This is a genomic window from Schaedlerella arabinosiphila (assembly GCF_003885045.1).
In the GTDB taxonomy this organism is placed as follows: Bacteria; Bacillota; Clostridia; order Lachnospirales; family Lachnospiraceae; genus Schaedlerella; species Schaedlerella arabinosiphila.
Map to the genome: position 1 here is coordinate 5937136 of NZ_RHJS01000002.1, position 16044 is coordinate 5953179.

At 49.2% G+C, this 16044-nt stretch carries 17 protein-coding genes; 11 read left to right on the forward strand and 6 right to left on the reverse strand.

Features of this window, described 5'->3' with window-relative positions:
- Window positions 1-208: 208 nt before the first annotated feature.
- From EBB54_RS27885 to EBB54_RS27905, 5 genes are all read left to right on the forward strand, one after another.
- Window positions 209-580 carry a hypothetical protein gene (locus EBB54_RS27885; protein ID WP_125129956.1) on the forward strand — a complete coding sequence of 124 codons (372 nt, stop codon included), beginning with the start codon at window positions 209-211 and terminating at the stop codon, window positions 578-580.
- Window positions 556-678, forward strand: a complete 123-nt coding sequence (locus EBB54_RS32585) for a DUF3795 domain-containing protein (RefSeq protein WP_125129958.1) — start codon at window positions 556-558, stop codon at window positions 676-678. Before EBB54_RS27885 ends, EBB54_RS32585 begins: the two co-directional genes overlap by 25 nt.
- Window positions 679-816: 138 nt before the next feature.
- Window positions 817-1206 (forward strand): cupin domain-containing protein, encoded by a 390-nt coding sequence (locus EBB54_RS27895; RefSeq protein ID WP_125129960.1) that lies wholly within the window; start codon window positions 817-819, stop codon window positions 1204-1206.
- Between the two features lie 49 nt (window positions 1207-1255).
- Window positions 1256-2146: a helix-turn-helix transcriptional regulator gene (locus EBB54_RS27900; RefSeq protein WP_243127845.1), complete on the forward strand. Its 891-nt coding sequence runs from the start codon at window positions 1256-1258 to the stop codon at window positions 2144-2146.
- A gap of 134 nt (window positions 2147-2280) precedes the next feature.
- On the forward strand, window positions 2281-3621 hold the full coding sequence (locus EBB54_RS27905) for an ATP-binding protein (protein WP_125129965.1): 1341 nt from the start codon (window positions 2281-2283) through the stop codon (window positions 3619-3621).
- Between the two features lie 201 nt (window positions 3622-3822).
- Here the strand turns inward: EBB54_RS27905 and gatB are convergent, their stop codons facing one another.
- Together gatB and EBB54_RS27915 are read right to left on the reverse strand one after the other, a co-directional pair.
- Complete coding sequence (gene gatB, locus EBB54_RS27910; protein ID WP_125129967.1) at window positions 3823-4104, reverse strand: PTS galactitol transporter subunit IIB; 282 nt, start codon at window positions 4102-4104, stop codon at window positions 3823-3825.
- Window positions 4101-4568: a PTS sugar transporter subunit IIA gene (locus tag EBB54_RS27915; RefSeq protein ID WP_125129970.1), complete on the reverse strand. Its 468-nt coding sequence runs from the start codon at window positions 4566-4568 to the stop codon at window positions 4101-4103. The genes gatB and EBB54_RS27915 overlap by 4 nt, the downstream gene beginning before the upstream one ends.
- 371 nt (window positions 4569-4939) lie before the next feature.
- Between EBB54_RS27915 and EBB54_RS27920 the strand changes: the two genes are divergently transcribed.
- From EBB54_RS27920 to EBB54_RS27945, 6 genes are all read left to right on the forward strand, one after another.
- Window positions 4940-5551: a 4Fe-4S binding protein gene (locus EBB54_RS27920; RefSeq protein WP_125129972.1), complete on the forward strand. Its 612-nt coding sequence runs from the start codon at window positions 4940-4942 to the stop codon at window positions 5549-5551.
- A gap of 112 nt (window positions 5552-5663) precedes the next feature.
- Window positions 5664-6305, forward strand: coding sequence for an ABC transporter permease (locus EBB54_RS27925; protein WP_125129974.1), 642 nt, complete (start codon window positions 5664-5666; stop codon window positions 6303-6305).
- Between the two features lies 1 nt (window position 6306).
- Window positions 6307-7314 (forward strand): glycine betaine ABC transporter substrate-binding protein, encoded by a 1008-nt coding sequence (locus EBB54_RS27930; protein ID WP_125129976.1) that lies wholly within the window; start codon window positions 6307-6309, stop codon window positions 7312-7314.
- A gap of 19 nt (window positions 7315-7333) precedes the next feature.
- Window positions 7334-8182: an ATP-binding cassette domain-containing protein gene (locus tag EBB54_RS27935; RefSeq protein WP_125129978.1), complete on the forward strand. Its 849-nt coding sequence runs from the start codon at window positions 7334-7336 to the stop codon at window positions 8180-8182.
- Window positions 8166-8588, forward strand: coding sequence for an Rrf2 family transcriptional regulator (locus EBB54_RS27940; RefSeq protein WP_004080236.1), 423 nt, complete (start codon window positions 8166-8168; stop codon window positions 8586-8588). The genes EBB54_RS27935 and EBB54_RS27940 overlap by 17 nt, the downstream gene beginning before the upstream one ends.
- A gap of 203 nt (window positions 8589-8791) precedes the next feature.
- A complete protein-coding gene (locus tag EBB54_RS27945; protein ID WP_125129980.1) occupies window positions 8792-10369 on the forward strand; it encodes an AAA-like domain-containing protein in 1578 nt (525 codons plus the stop codon).
- Between the two features lie 66 nt (window positions 10370-10435).
- Here EBB54_RS27945 and EBB54_RS27950 read toward each other — a convergent pair whose 3' ends face one another.
- From EBB54_RS27950 to EBB54_RS27965, 4 genes are all read right to left on the reverse strand, one after another.
- Window positions 10436-12949 carry an ABC transporter permease gene (locus tag EBB54_RS27950; protein WP_125129982.1) on the reverse strand — a complete coding sequence of 838 codons (2514 nt, stop codon included), beginning with the start codon at window positions 12947-12949 and terminating at the stop codon, window positions 10436-10438.
- Entirely contained in the window at window positions 12946-13620 is a 675-nt protein-coding gene (locus EBB54_RS27955) for an ABC transporter ATP-binding protein (protein ID WP_125129984.1), read from the reverse strand. The genes EBB54_RS27950 and EBB54_RS27955 overlap by 4 nt, the downstream gene beginning before the upstream one ends.
- Window positions 13621-13778: 158 nt before the next feature.
- Window positions 13779-15092, reverse strand: coding sequence for a HAMP domain-containing sensor histidine kinase (locus EBB54_RS27960; protein WP_243127846.1), 1314 nt, complete (start codon window positions 15090-15092; stop codon window positions 13779-13781).
- A complete protein-coding gene (locus EBB54_RS27965; protein WP_004080289.1) occupies window positions 15080-15754 on the reverse strand; it encodes a response regulator transcription factor in 675 nt (224 codons plus the stop codon). Before EBB54_RS27965 ends, EBB54_RS27960 begins: the two co-directional genes overlap by 13 nt.
- Window positions 15755-16044: the final 290 nt, after the last annotated feature.

The following is a 16044-nucleotide window of genomic DNA, read 5'->3' on the forward strand; positions in this document are numbered from 1 at the left end:
CCGTTTATTCCCTATGGATAAATGGGGCCTTCGTTACTGTTCGCATCTACGGTGCTCACAGCGACACAGCACATGTTTACATTATCGGAGAACCGTGATTCCATGTCATACCACGCAAATTACCATGTTTTCGTGAAACCAGCCAGAGGAATAGGACATGCTGATGTCCCATTCCTGATGTTAAAATGGAACAAAGGAGGATGAAAATATGCCGTTTACAGAAATATGTATTTATCAGGTCAAGCCGCAAAAAACAGAGGAATTTGAAGCGCTGATGCTGGAAGCGAAGAGCCTTTTGGAAAAACAGGAGGGCCTGCGTTTGCTCCGTCTCGTCAAACGGGGATACCGCATCGACATGGAGCAGATCAGAGAGGGGCTTCCCCCTCTGGAGATCAAACGGATCGTTAAAAGCGTCAAGTACATGCTTTACTGGGAATTTGACTCAAAGGAAAGCTACGGCGCGGCGCAGAAAAATCTTTACGACAGCTACTGGAAACCAATCGAAAAATGTCTGATCGTTCCCCATGACAAATATTTAGGAGAGGCGGTGTTTGAATGGAATCAGCATACTGCGGATTGAAATGTAATGAATGTCCCGTTTATCAGGCGTCTGTCAGCAGGAATACAGCCGAGCAGCAGAAATTTTATTGGAATACCAGAGGATTTGTGATAGGATGATTATTGGGAATTGGACAAACGGGCAAAATCTTTTGAAATCGCAAATGGGTTTATTGAACATGAATTTGAAAAATAAACCAATCTTTTGAAAAGCAGCAGAAACAGCCGCTATATTTCAAAGAAAGAGGAGCATCGACTATGGCAGATCTGGAAGTAATCCGCGAAGAGGATTCGATTCATGTAATAAAGGAGACAGGCACAGAAGTCAGGTATTATATTTTCGATGAAGCGGAAATTCACTTGAACAATATCATGCCGCATACGATTCAGGAGTGGCATTTCCACGAGAAGATTGATGAGAATATCCTGATTACAAAAGGAAAATTACTCTGCAGATATATTGACGGAAGCGGGACGGAAAAGTCCTGCTATGCAGCAAAGAATGATATTGTAAGAGTCCACAGCAGCGTTCATACGTTTGAAAATGATACCGATGAAATAACGGAATTTGTTGTTTTCAGATATGTGACGGACGGAACAAATAAAAGGGAATTGATCAAATGCGATAAAACAGTCGTAAGCCGTTAAATTTCGGTACTGCGCGGAAAGGCAGAGTGATGATATGCAGATAGACAGATTGATTCAAATTGTATTTCTCTTGTTAAGCCATGAGAATATAACCGCAAAACAACTGGCCGGGGAGCTTGGAGTTTCCACACGCACGATCTACAGAGACGTCAATATCCTTTCGATTGCGGGCATCCCGATCCTCTCCCGGAAGGGGTACCGGGGAGGGCTGTCTTTGCTGCAGGGCTTCTCCCTGGACAAATCGTATTTTACACAGGAAGAGCAGAAGAACATCGTGCAGGCGCTGCAGATTTTAAAGTCCTCCAATTACCCTGACGCGGAAAAGGCTTTGAACAAGGTGGCCGGACTGTTCAGCCACAATCTGCAGTCCGAATGGCTGGAAATCGATTTTTCCTATTGGGGCAGCCCTGAAAAGGAACGGAACAATATTACGGTTTTAGAGCGTGCGATCATCAACAAGTATGTAATCACATTCACGTATTTTAATTCGGAGCTGACGGTCACCGACCAGATTGCGGAACCGCTGAAATTGCTCTTCAAATCACACGCCTGGTATCTGGTCGCCTATTCTAAGCGCAGAGAAGCAATCCGCACGTTTCGAATGTCCCGCATACGGGATCTGCAGATCACAGACCAGATATTTGACCGAGAACTGCCGGAGGATTTTTCCATCACTCCCGTTTACAAGGAAGAATATAATATCCCCATTTTCGTACTGCATTTTTCAGAAAAAATCGCCTATAAAGTCTATGATGAATTTCCGGAAAAGAATATCAAAAAATTAGAGGACGGCAAGCTGGAAGTAACATTCCGCTACCAGCTCAGCGACTGGACGTTTTTGTATCTGCTTTCCTTCGGGGAGTATGTCGAAATTATTGAGCCTGCCGAGGCGAGAGAAATTTTAAAAGAAAAGGCGAAAAAAATATGTTCTATGTACTGAGGACTGGTGCGGATCAATAACAGCCAAAAGGAAAAATGTGATATGATGAGTTGAATGGACTGGAAAAATGTGATATCCTTAGTTCAAAATAAAGAAACATATATGACTTTATTCTTGAAAGGCCGGTACAAACTATGGATTTGCTGAAAAGAAAAATAGACCAGGATCTTGCAGACTGGAAAAAGAATCCGGATCGGCTTCCGCTGATCGTAAAAGGGGCCCGTCAGATCGGAAAGACAGAGTCGATCCGAAGCTTTGGCAGAACCCATTATAAAAATATCATTGAGATCAACTTTGCGCTGCAAAAGCAGTATAAAGGAATTTTTGACAATGGGTTTGAGGTGGATACCATTGTCAAAAATATTTCTTTGATCAATCCGAATCTTGAGTTTGTGCCGGGAGAAACTCTTTTCTTTTTTGACGAAATCCAGGATTGCATTAACTGTGCAACCAGTCTGAAGGCATTCAGGCTGGATGGCCGCTTTGATGTGATCTGTTCTGGTTCGATGATGGGGATCAATTACAATGAGATCGAATCCAACAGTGTAGGATTTAAAGAAGATTATGAAATGTATTCTATGGATTTTGAGGAATTTTTGTGGGCAAAAGGATACTGTGGGGAACAGATCGAAGATCTGTATCAGCATATGCTGCAGATCAAGCCGCTTTCCGAGCTGGAGCAGACGGTTTTTTCAGATATATTCAGGGAGTATATGGTCATTGGCGGAATGCCTGCTATCGTAAATACATTTGTCAAAAATAATCACTACGGCGGCACGTTGAAAATGCAGCAGCAGATTCTGCTGGACTATGAAGAAGACATTACAAAATATGCGAGCGGGCTTGATAAAACGAAAATTTTAAATGTATATCGTAAAATACCGGTATTTTTGGGCAGGAGCAACAAAAAATTCTGTATTTCCAAAGTAGAACGGGGAGCCAGAAACAGGGAATATGTGGGCGTGGTTGACTGGCTTGAGAATGCCGGGATGATTAATGTATGTTATTGCATGGAATTGCCGGAACTTCCTCTGAAAGGAAATTATGATCCCGATAACTACCGGATTTATTTTAGAGATACCGGACTTCTAATTGGCTCTCTCGATGAAGAGGTGCAGGAGGACCTGCGGGCAAATAAAAATTTCAATACTTATAAAGGCGCTGTTTATGAAAACATTGTCGGTGATATGCTGGTAAAACAGGGATATCCGCTCTATTTTTATAAGAATACGAAGGGGACGGTAGAGATGGATTTCTTTGTGCGCGACGCAGATTCATTGATTCCGGTGGAAGTCAAGGCAAATGACGGAGCGACCATTTCTTTGAATAATCTGATCAGCCAGGAGAAATATGGAGACATTGCTTACGGGATTAAACTGGGGAACAAGAATATAGGCTTTAACGGAAAATTTTATACGTTTCCGTATTTCCTGACATTTTTTTTGAAACGTTTTTTGAAGGAACGAAAAAAGTAATGCAGCCTATAGAAGTGCGGCTGAGCATTGAAGTGAATTATGCCGGGCTGCATCCGAATCAAAGAATACGGGGCTGTGAACGTTTTCAAAGAACCCAGCCCCGGAAATCTTTCTGACAGGATGGGCAGGCTGGAAATGCTGCTGCAGGGAATTTGATGAAGTCAGAGCAAGCGTTCAGTATGTAATATTCCACCAAATCACTCAGCCCTGCAGTACCTTCAATACTGCCTCTTCCGTATTTTCAACACCGATGCCGGAGATAAAGGGCATGCCCATGATCACCGGGACTGCGTAATCCTTTCTGATTCTGGCGGTGGAGATAATCAAGGCGGCTCCGGACAGGTTGGATTCGATCTCAGAGATCCGCACCTGGCAGATTTCCGCATCAATGCCGTTCTGCCTGCAGAGGTCCGCGACCTTTTTTGCTGCGATTGTTGAGGTTGCCACGGCTCCGCCGCATGCTACGATGATTTTCTTTTTCATAGTGACCGCTCCTTTTCTTTTATAATGTCGATGACATTCTGTACGTCTCCTGCTTGCGTTATGTTTGTCAATATGTCTGTATCCTGGATGATCGTCAGGATTCTCTGCAGTTCTTCCATCTGTTCACCGGGGTTTGCCACTGCCAGCAGAAATACGATCTTTACGCGTATTTCCTCATTGTCGGTACCCATCTGGATGAATGGTACCGGATTTTTCAGCACCGCGATGGCGGTTGCCGCCCGATAGACCTGGCTGGCATCCGTATGTGGGATTGCCACGCCGAATCCGTCTATGTCCAGGCCGGTGGGATATTCCTTCTCCCTTGCACACAGCGCGTCTATATAAGTATCCTTCACATATCCTTCCCGGATCAGCGCGCCGCCGAGCCGGCTGAACACATCTCTGCAGGACACTGCCTCCATATTCAGGATGACCAGCGATTCCTTTAACGCTTCCCAAATCATGTACATACCTCCTGACCGCGGCCAATCTGCGCAGCGTCTGCCAGAAAAGGGCCGACCCGTATATTTTGGCCTGTTCAGATTATAGTATAAATAGAATCTGTTTGTCCGTCAATTCATTTGTTGCGATCCCGTATTATGAATCCTGCATTGCAGATCGGTAAAGCCGATGGAAATCTATTTGATTACTGTTCACACCCTTTGGGGGCCCCAGTAACTGTATCCAATCCATTTTAAGTCGCTTTCGGTGAGAGGCTGGATATTATAGATATATAAAATGTAACTATTGACATTACATCAAAGACGTGGTATGATGCTTGTTGTAACAAAGAGTATTACATTTGACGTGAATATTATCATAAAACGGAGGGAGAATGATGAATGAGAAAGCAAAAAAATATGTGGATTTATTTCGAAAGGTCAAGATTGCATCCGCCGCGACCGTAGACCAGGACGGACATCCGCGCAGCAGGATCATCAACGTGATGATCGCCGCGGAGGAAGGGATGTATATCGTGACCTCCAAAGGGAAACCATTTTATGAGCAGCTCATGAACACAGGGGAGATTGCACTGAGCGCCATGTGTCCGGACTGTCAATCTTTGAAGTTTTGCGGTAAGATAAAAAAAGTGGAAAAGCAGTGGGTGGATAAAGTTTTCCAGGAGAACCCAGGGATGAATGAGGTCTATCCGGGGGATACACGCTATATCCTGGACGCATTTTTGATCTATGAGGGCTCCGGGGAATGGTTCGATTTGATGCATTATCCCATCAGCCGGGAGACATTTTCCTACGGGACGGAGGAAGAGAGGGCCGGATTTGAGATTACGGACGAGTGTATCGGCTGCGGCTCCTGCCTGAGGGCCTGCCCTCAGAAATGCATTGCACAGGGAGAGCCCTGGCGGATTGATCCGGTACACTGCCTGCAGTGCGGCGCATGCAGGGAAGTGTGCCCGGCGGGGGCGGTGCGCAAGCTTCACGCGTAGGTACCGGAAAATATGAGGCAGGACTTTTACGAATTACCGCCTGACAGTATCCGGGAGCTTATTATCAATTGTGAGTATCCATATGCGGAAAATACAAAAGGAGAAAAATCAAATGTTATGGAATGAAGTCATCCAGGCTTACATGGAAAGGAAGGAATGGTTTCTGGAGCTGATGGTGCAGCATATCACTCTGGCGCTTGTCGCTGCTGCACTGTCCGGAACCATCGGCCTGCTGGTGGGCATCTGGATTGCGGAGCACGAGCGGATGTCCGCGCCGGTCCTGGGGATCGCCAATGTATTTTACACGATCCCTTCGATCTCGCTGCTAGGTATGCTGATCCCATTTCTGGGAATCGGAAATAATACGGCGGTTGCAGCGCTGACCATCTACGGGATTATGCCCATGGTGCGCAACACCTACGCCGGAATCCGGGGCGTATCTGCGGATGTAGTCATGGCGGCAAGAGGGATGGGGAGCACAGACCTGCAGATCATGACCAGGATCAAACTCCCTCTGGCGGCAGGGGTGATCATCGCCGGTGTGCGCAGCATGGTGGTCATGACCATTTCCACGGCGGCCATTGCGTCCTTTATCGGGGCAGGCGGTCTGGGCGTGGCAATTTACAGAGGTATTACAACTTACAATATGGCGCTGACCTTCGGGGGCAGTTTTCTGATTGCGCTTCTGGCGCTTTTCAGTGACCTGCTGCTTGGAAGGCTGGAAAAAAACATGAAGAAGAGGAGTGGAAACTGATATGAAAATGAAACAGACAGCAGCAATTTTAACGGCATTGATTGTGGTATTTGCCGGCGTGGGATGCGGGAACAACGGTGGAAATGCGGACCCGGGCGGAAGCACTGCCTCCCAGAGCGGGGAAAATGAGCCGGGCGGGGAAAAGAAAGACGCGGCGGATGCCGATGAAAAGAAACCTGCAGAAGGCTCCAAGGAAGCAATCCAGATTGCAACCAAACCCATGACAGAGCAGTATATCCTGGGCGAAATGCTTAAGGCTCTGATTGAGAAAGACACGGACTATTCGGCGGAGATCACAAAGGGAATCGGAGGCGGAACCAGCAATATCCATCCGGCTATGGAAAAGGGCGAGTTTGACCTGTATCCGGAATACACCTCCAGCGGCTGGGTCATGGTGTTAAAGCATGAGGCCGATGAAGTGGAGGATGAGGAAATGCTGGAAAAACTGAAGGAGGAATATGAGGAAAAGTTTGACATGACCTGGGTCGGACTCTACGGCTTTAACAATACATTTACGGTTGCCGTGAGAAAAGAGGCGGCGGACAAATATCAGCTCAAGACCACTTCGGATATGGCCGATGTATCGGATCAGCTTGTGTTCGGCGGCAACCCGGATTATATCGAGCGGGAGGACGGTTTTAATCTGCTCTGCGAGACCTACGGTCTGGACTTCAAGGACGTGCGGGACATTGACATCGGCCTGAAATACGAGGCCATGGAGCAGGGCGACATTGATGTGACCAATGGATTTACCACGGATGCGCAGCTCAGCCGCGATGATATTGCAGTACTCGAGGACGATAAACACCTGCAGGTCAACTATTTTTGCTCCACGGTAGTAAGAAAGGACGCTCTGGAAACATATCCGGGCCTGGAAGAAACGCTGCTGAAAATGGACGGTATTTTGACGGACAAAGAAATGGCTGCGCTGAATTATCAGGTGGAGGTAGAAGGGAAAGACGAAGCGGAAGTGGCGGAAGAGTTCCTTAAGGAAAAAGGGTTGATGTAACTGAAAGGAACATTTGGATATGATTCGATTCGATCATGTGAAAAAAAGTTTTGGTGAAAATTGTATATTGGAGGATTTCAGCCTGCAGGTGCGGGAAGGGGAATTTTTAACGGTTATCGGCAAGTCCGGGTGCGGTAAGACCACCATGCTGAAACTGGTCAACGGCCTGCTCATGCCGGATTCCGGACAGATTTTCGTGGAAGGAAAGGATCTGGCCGGGACAGACCTGGTGGCGCTGCGGCGGCGGATCGGCTATGTGATTCAGAACGGCGGGATATTTCCCCATATGACCGTGGAAAAAAATATTACCTATGTCCCGGTCATCAGCGGCAGAAAAAATAAAATCGAGAACCACCGGCTTGCGCTGCGGCTGCTGAGAACCGTAGGTCTGGAGGAAGAGATGGCAGCCAGATATCCGTCGGAGCTCTCCGGCGGACAGCAGCAGAGGGTGGGAATTGCCCGTGCGCTTGCGGCCGGTCCGAGAATCCTCCTGATGGACGAGCCATTTGGCGCGCTGGATGAGATCACCAGGCAGACCATGCAGGATGAAATCCTGCGGCTGCAGAAAGAGCTGAAACTGACCATTGTATTTATCACCCATGATATCCGGGAGGCCATGAAGCTGGGGGATCGGATGCTGGTCATGGAGCAGGGAAAAGTCCGCCAGCTGGATACGCCGGAGCAGATCCGGCTGAACCCGGCGGATGCATTTGTCCGGGAGCTTGTGAAGGGATATACGGGTGCGGCCCTGGCTGGCCATACGCCGGTATGGGGGCCGGAATCCGAAGCAGAGCCGCCGTCTCCGGCGATGGCTCACAGCGGCCGGAACAGTTTGTGGGAAGGAGCAGTGGATGCAGATTACAAGTAGATTTACGATTGCGGTGCATATGCTTCTGTGTATGGATGTATTCCAGGAGGAGTACAAGGTTACCAGCGATTTTATGGCGTTTAGCATCGGGGTCAATCCCGTGATCATCCGAAAACTTTTGTCCCAGCTAAAGGACGCCGGACTGGCGGAGGTCAGGAGGGGACCCGGCGGGGCTGTCCCTGCCAGGCCGCTGGATGAGATCACATTTCTGGACATTTACCGGGCGGTGGACTGTATCGGGGAAAATACGCTGTTCCATTTTCACGAAAACCCCAGCCAGGACTGCCCGGTGGGGAAAAATATTCATCGGATACTGGACGACAGGCTTGTCCAGGTGCAGGACGCCATGGAGCGGGAGCTGGAGGCGATTACGCTGGGAATGGTGAAGGAAAAGCTGGAACACTGACGATAATGGAGCTGGCAGATTGTACATGGGAGATTGGGCAGAAGCAGAAACGGCATTGAAGAAGCAGATTGACAGCGGACTTCCGGTTCCCTGCCTGCTTGCATGGGATAGCATAACTTTCTGCTTGACGGACACAAGGAAAATCCTTATGATTTTATTAACAGGGACTAGGTAAATTTGGAGACTTCCCGGAGGTGGCTATAGTGAAAGAATTTCATGTGACAGGCACATGCAATCCGGATCGGCATTATATGGTAGATATCAGCGGCCGGATAGAGCAGATTACCAGCGATTACATCGACAAAGGAAAATATTTTACTATCAATAGAGCAAGGCAGTATGGAAAAACAACACTGATGTTTTTACTGCGGAGATATCTGCTGGAAAAATATGTTGTCATTTCGATCAGTTTTGAGGCGGCAGATGAATTGTTCGTTTCCTCCTATGCATTGGCAGCAGGACTCTGTAGGAACGTCGGCCGCCAGCTCCGGATGCAGGATGTGCCGGAGGACATGATAAGAAAGTGGGAAGTTCCCATTTCTAAAGAATTTCCATTTGATGATTTCGGTGAACGGATTTCAGAGCTGTGTCTTCAGTGCGGCAGGAAGATTGTGCTCATGATAGATGAGGTTGATAAAAATTCTGACAATCAGATTTTTTTGGGATTTTTGGGACTGCTGCGTGCTAAATACCTTGCTCAGGCCGGCGGAATGGATCAAACTTTTCAATCGGTGATTCTGGCAAGCGTCTATGACATCAAAAATCTCAAGCTAAAACTTCGCCCGGATGAGGAGGCAAAGTATAACAGCCCGTGGAACATTGCAGAAGATTTTAATATGGATTTTAGCTTTCAGCCGGGAGACATTGCCGGAATGCTTACGGAGTATGAAGCTGATTGTTCTACAGGGATGGATATTGAGGAAATCAGCAGGCTGATTTACGATTATACCGGCGGCTATCCCTATATGGTATCCAGGATCTGCAAGCTGCTCGATGAGAGAATTGCCGGGCATGCAGATTTTCCAGAGAAAAAAGATGCATGGACAAAGGCAGGAATCTTAGAGGCAGTACGGCTGTTTCTGAAGGAACCGAATACGTTGTTTGACGACATGGTGAAGAAGCTCTGCGACCATCCGGAGCTGAAACATATGCTGGAGGATATTTTGTTTTGCGGTGTCCGGTATTCGTTTGAAATTCATAACCCCAATATCAATGTTGGCGTTATGTTTGGATTTATCAGGGAACAGGATAATACCGTGATGATCGCAAACAGGCTCTTTGAAACAAAAATGTATAACCTGTTTCTTTCGGAGGCAGAGCTGGATGGAGAACAGCGCAGCAAGGCGCCTGTTTACAACCAGTTTGTTGCTCATGGAATGCTTCAGATGCGCCTGGTAATGGAAAAATTTTATGAGCATTATGAAGAAATATTTCATAACTGCAGTGATAAGTTTATAGAAGCGGAAGGCCGGCGTATCTTTTTGATGTACCTGAGACCGATCATGAATGGATCGGGAAATTATTATATAGAAGCACAGACACGGGATCATAACAGGACAGATGTTATCGTTGACTATAAATCCCAGCGCTATATTATCGAAATGAAGCTTTGGAGAGGAAACGCCTATAACGAACGTGGTGAAAAGCAATTGTTTAATTATCTGGATTATTATAAAAAGGATACCGGATATCTCCTGAGTTTTAATTTCAACAAAAAGAAAGAAACCGGAATAAAAGAAGTTCTTATGGATGGGAAAAGAATTATTGAAGTTGTTGTTTAATGTTTACAATTGAAAGATGTTTAAAAGGCACTGCAAAATACAATCCCTGCAGTGCCTTTCCCTTCTTTATTCCACCGTCTCAATCGAATCCACAATACTCATTTTCCCAATCCCATACAACGGTATAGCTGTCGCCGCCATACATGCGGCCACGGACACTGCCGCCGCTTCCAGGATGGCGGCCGCGGGAACGGCCGTAAGCCGGAGCATATCGGAGGCGGCTGCCTCCACGAAAATCGTGCAGATGTATCCGCACACCCCGCCGATGACCGAAGCGATCAGTCCGTAATAAGCGCCCTCCCACAAAAAGGTTTTATAAAGGCTGAGGCTGCTCATCCCGATTGCACGCTGCATCCCGATTTCATGGATGCGGGTATGGATATTCGTGTAAACGGTATTGACAATATTCAAGATTCCGATCAGCCCGATAAAGAGGATCAGTCCCCAGCACAGAAGACGGATCTGCTCAAAGCTCTCAGCCATCTGCGAATCGGCTTCCCGGTAGGAGAGCCATCTGCTGCCTGGATTTTCTGCGCACCATGCATCCAGCCAGCTTTCAAATTCTTTCTCATCCGCACCCTCTGACAAAGTGAGATACACTTCCGAAAACTGTTCATTTCCCACCAGACTGTTATACAGCGGATCTACAATTATGATCTGAATGCCGTTGGTAAATCCTCCGCTGCTGTCAGCTAGAGGGTTATTCAGGATTCCGGCGATCCGCAGAGACGTTCCGTTGACCGTGATCCTGTCGCCCTCATGAAATTCCGTATGCGCTATGTCATGTCCTTCCGCAGCAAATGCAACGGGATTTTTTAAAAGGCATGCCGCGCCGTTTCGCAGATCCTCCAGGTCTTTTTCTGTGAGGCCGGAAACCATGTTTTCCAGACGTTTCTGATCTACAGAGCCAATCTGAACGGTTTCGCTGGGACCAGGGGTAAAATCCAGATCAATCGGAAACACGCCGTTTTCCTGGCTGTATACAGTCAGCTTGTTGGTGGAAAGCTCAGAAATCATGTCCTGTTCACTGCACTTTTCCAGGGCTTCCGGAGAGATCCCGCCTGCATCATTGGAAACAGAGTAGTCGCCGATATGCATATCCTGTACGGCCTGGCTGGCGTCCAGCAGTCCGCTGAAGCTCTGCAGGGCGACGAAAACGGTGATGCTCATGACAATGGACAGAATGGTGATCACCGTGCGGCCGCGGTTTCGCTTGAGATTCAGCCGTGCGTAAAATGCTTCGAAATTGCGGATTTTTTTCTGTGTTCTGCGGCGGCGCCGGATTTTTACAGTCTGACCGCTCATGGCCGCGGTGGGAGACACATGGGAAGCATACCGGGCGGACGGAAATGCGGCCAGCACTGCAAACAGCAGCGTGACAAAGACGCTCAGAACCATAGGCAGAGGCCCGCCGGTACGGCTGTCTGCGATCATAGCATTCAATTCACGTGTATTTTCCGCCAGAAACAGATCCGGATTCAGCATTCCAAGCACTGCGGTCAGAATCCCTTTTGCCGAAATGCTGCCCAGCAGAAGGCCCAGCGGAAGTCCGATCCCGCAAAGGATCAGGAGCTGCACCGTAACCAGAAGATAGAGCTGTCTCTGCTCGCTGCCGATGGCGCGAAGGGTTCCGTATTCGCGGATGCGTTTTGTAACGGCCACTTTCAGAATGTTATAGATCACCAGCCCGGCGGCCAGAAGGATCAATGCGCCTGTCAGCACGCATGCCGCCGCCATGAACGGGAATCCGCTGCCGGTGTCCGCATTGGATTCTTTTTCATAGGATATGCCCAGCGCATCCAGGAGAATCCAGTTGTATTGAACATCATCTTCTGCAACCTGCAGCGTTTCGGACAGATCCCATACGATAGACTGAAACTGGCTGTGATTCTCTGTCTTAAAATCCGTGGAATACAGAAAATACCGTTTTGGAAGCAGTTCCTCTGCAGTCCCCTCGCCGACCACCGCGCCCAGGGTTCCGCTTACATAGCTGATATAGTTATTTTCCAGAATCCCGGTCACCAGGAAATCAGCAGTATACTCATAAGGGGGCTGGGTATCCGTTTTCAGGCTGACGCTGACAGGCAGGCGGACGGTATCGCCCAGGCGAATGGTACCCGGCTCTGCCCCGGAACCCGCGCTGCCGGCAGCAAAACCAAGATACCGCAGCGTTTCTTCCGACAGCGCGATCTCGCCTGCCCTCTCCGGAAGCCTTCCTTCTTTCAGTGTACCGACGGAGGGATACGCCTGCAGCGCGTTTCCCTGATATTCCCGCAGATCCAGGGTCAGGCTGCTGTCCTGCAGCGGGACGCGGCCGAGAAAGATCCAGCTTCCCACATCTTTGAGACGGGAATCCTCGAAAAGGGCCTGATTCTGTTCTTCATTCAACTGATGAAATGTGGCATAGCGGTTTCCGTTCAGGCCGGCCGCCTGATCCACGCGCATCGTCTGCAGTATACCGATGGACTGCCCCATGGCGGCGGTGGCGGCGGTGGACAGAATCACGGCGATGAGAACCAGGACGGACGTAACCTTTTGGGCCTTTAATTCCTTCCAGGCAAGAGATAAATAAGATTTCATTCTGCGTTCACCTCCGAAAGTACCCCGTCTACGATCATAAACTGGCGTTCGGCCATCTGTGCGATCCGCTTGTCGTGGGTAATGATTACCAGCGTTTTTCCCATGCTTCTCCAGATATTTTTCAATAAATCCATGACCTCGCCGCCGCTTCGGCTGTCCAGGTTGCCGGTGGGTTCGTCCGCGAAGATGACGTCTGGTTTGGCAATCAGGGCGCGAGCGATGGCGGTTCGCTGCTGCTGCCCGCCGGAAAGCTCATGGGGCAGATGGCTGAGCCGCTCCCGGATTCCCAGCAGTTTTGTAAGTTGATCCAGATACCCTTCATCCGGCTGCTTTTTATTCAGAAGAAGGGGCATCACGATATTTTCCCTGGCGGTCAGGACGGGGAGCAGATTGAACTGCTGGAAAATAAAACCGATGCGCTGCCGCCGAAACGCGGACAGCTCCTTGTCCCGAAGTTCGTAAATGTTCCTGCCGTCATAGGTCAGGCTGCCGGAGGTGGGCCGGTCCAGCCCGGACAGCAGATGGAGCAGGGTGCTCTTGCCGCTTCCGGAAGGCCCTATGATGGAGAGAAACTCTCCCTGGCTGATTTCCAGGCCGGCGCGGTCCAGTGCAGCCACACGGCCCTCTCCGGTGCCGTAAATCTTTGTCAATTCTTTTGCTTCGATATTCATAAAAATAACACTCTCCTTTTTTCTGGTCTGGCAGCGAAAGCTGTCTGCCCGGAAGGCGCCGAAACATGTCTTCCGGTATGGTCGATAAGGAGAGTGTAAAACATAAATCTCAAGAAACGCTCAAGGTTTTGAAAATATAAAAAATTCCAGTTGAAAATTTAAAAATATGCGGTGGCCTTTGCCCCATGTCCTTTTACATTTTCTAATTTCAATTTTCCTCCATGCTTTAAGCAGATGGTCTGGCAGCTATAGAGACCCATCCCGAAATGGCTGACATTCTCCGCAGGCAGTCCGGGGGATGCAGAATCCCTGGCAGGCTCCCCGGCCAAACCAAACGGCTTCGGCCCGTTTTGGATCAATTCGTCAGAAAATCCGGGGCCGTCGTCCGCCACGGACAGCAGGATATACGGATCTTTCATTTCTACTGTAATCTCCAGCTTACACTTTGCAAAGCGCGCCCCGTTGGCAATCAGATTTTCCGCGACGATCATGAACAGCCCATGGTCCAACTCCGCAGACAGCATTTCTGAGGACTCAATCCCCCCATACCCAATCGCTGTGGACGATGTCTCTCCAGGCCCAATCGCTGTGGACGATGTCTCTCCAGGCCCAATCGCTGCGGACGATGCCTCCCCAGGCCCAATTGCTGCGGACGATGTCTCCCCAGGCTCAACCGTCCTTTGCGCCGCTGTGATCCCCGGTACCGTGACCCGGCAGGAAAGGCCGGGCGCAAGCAGTCGGGCGGTGTCCACCAGTTCCCCATACAGAAGATCGCATGGAACCTTTTTTTTCCGCACAGGCATCTGTTCCAGCCGCTGGATGCTGCTCATGCTTTCAATATACTGCTCAATACGGAGGGTATAAAGTTCCAGCCGGCGGATGGTCGATTCATCGTGGATTCCTTTCCGCAGCAGTTTGGAGGTTCCTTTTAACACTGTGACTGGGTTTCGCAGGTCGTGGGCAAACGCGGCGTTCAGCCGTTTTCGTTCCTCAGCCTGCCGCCAAAGCGTCTGGTTGTTGGCCAGCAGGGTTTTCCGCATTTTTTCAAATGCAGAGCAGAGCTGCCCCAGTTCATCCTGTCCGGGCGGTACAGGAATCGCAAAATCCAGGTCGTTTTCCATGATATGCGCTGCGCCGCTGTTCAGGATTTCCAGCGGTTCTTTGAGCTTGACCCGGTAGAACAGCATGGAGGTTATAAGGATCGCAGCCGTGAAGATCAGGATGGGCAGGGCGATCTGCAAAATCCCCAGCAGCAGGAAGAGAATTTCTGTGCCGGCGGAAGGCTCAGACTGGTCAATCATGACCGCCTGGGTTTGGCCAAAGTCCATAAAACTGCGGTTATTTGGAAAAAAAAGCCTGCATTGGATACATCCGATAAAGGCGCCGACGGAAAGGAGGGACGCCAGAAGCAGTCCGAAAAACATCATCGTAAACAATGCATTTTTTAAACGCATCCGCCTTATCCAACCCATTTGTAGCCCACCCCCCAGACGGTTTCGATGTAGCTGTCGGGAGAAACGCCGGAGAATTTGGCGCGGATCTTCCGGACGTGTTCCATCACGGTATCGCTGCTTCCGCCGCCGTCCAGTCCCCAGACCAGCTCATAGATGCGCTCCCGGTCAAAGACCTGGCCGGCATTCATGGAGAGCAGCTCCACAATGTCAAATTCCCGTTTGGATAAAGGAATATTTTCGCCGTTGAGTTGGACGGTCCGGGCGGAATAATCGATGGCCAGTTCCCTGAAAAAACGCACCGCCGCATTTCCCTGCCGTCTCTGTTCCCGCCGCAGATGGGCGGCAATCCGGGCGCCCAGTTCATCCAGATCGAAAGGCTTTACAATATAGTCGTCGGCCCCGGTCTGAAATCCGACGACCTTATCCGCAGATTCGATGCGGGCCGTCAAAAATAATACCGGACAGTTTACATACTCCCGAATCTGCCGGCAGACCTCAAGCCCGTCCATTTCCGGCATATTGATGTCCAGCAGGATCAGATCCGGCCGGGCGGAGACCTTCTCCAGGGCTTCCCGGCCGCTGTATGCGGTCAGTATATCGTATTCCGGTTCAAAATAACTTTTTATCATATCCACAATGCCCGTTTCGTCATCCACGATCAAAAGCGTTTGTTTTCGCATCACTTATCAGCTCCCATGTTTTTTATCAGTTTTATTCTACGGTCTTTCCAGTGTTTGTGCAAGAAAATTTTACGTTACTGTTACTGGAGCACCCAAAGGGTGTGAACAATAACAATTTTACGTCGGCGGGACCTCTAACTCCGTCTGCGCTATTATTGACTTTGGGGCAGGTTTCTGGTAGAATTTTCTGTAACAATTCAGAACAGAGGCAGCTTTGGGGTAAATCGTCTGCGCAGCAGGCGCACCTGCGGCCGGCTGTTCTTTTTAAGGATACGTCCGGCCAGGGGCGG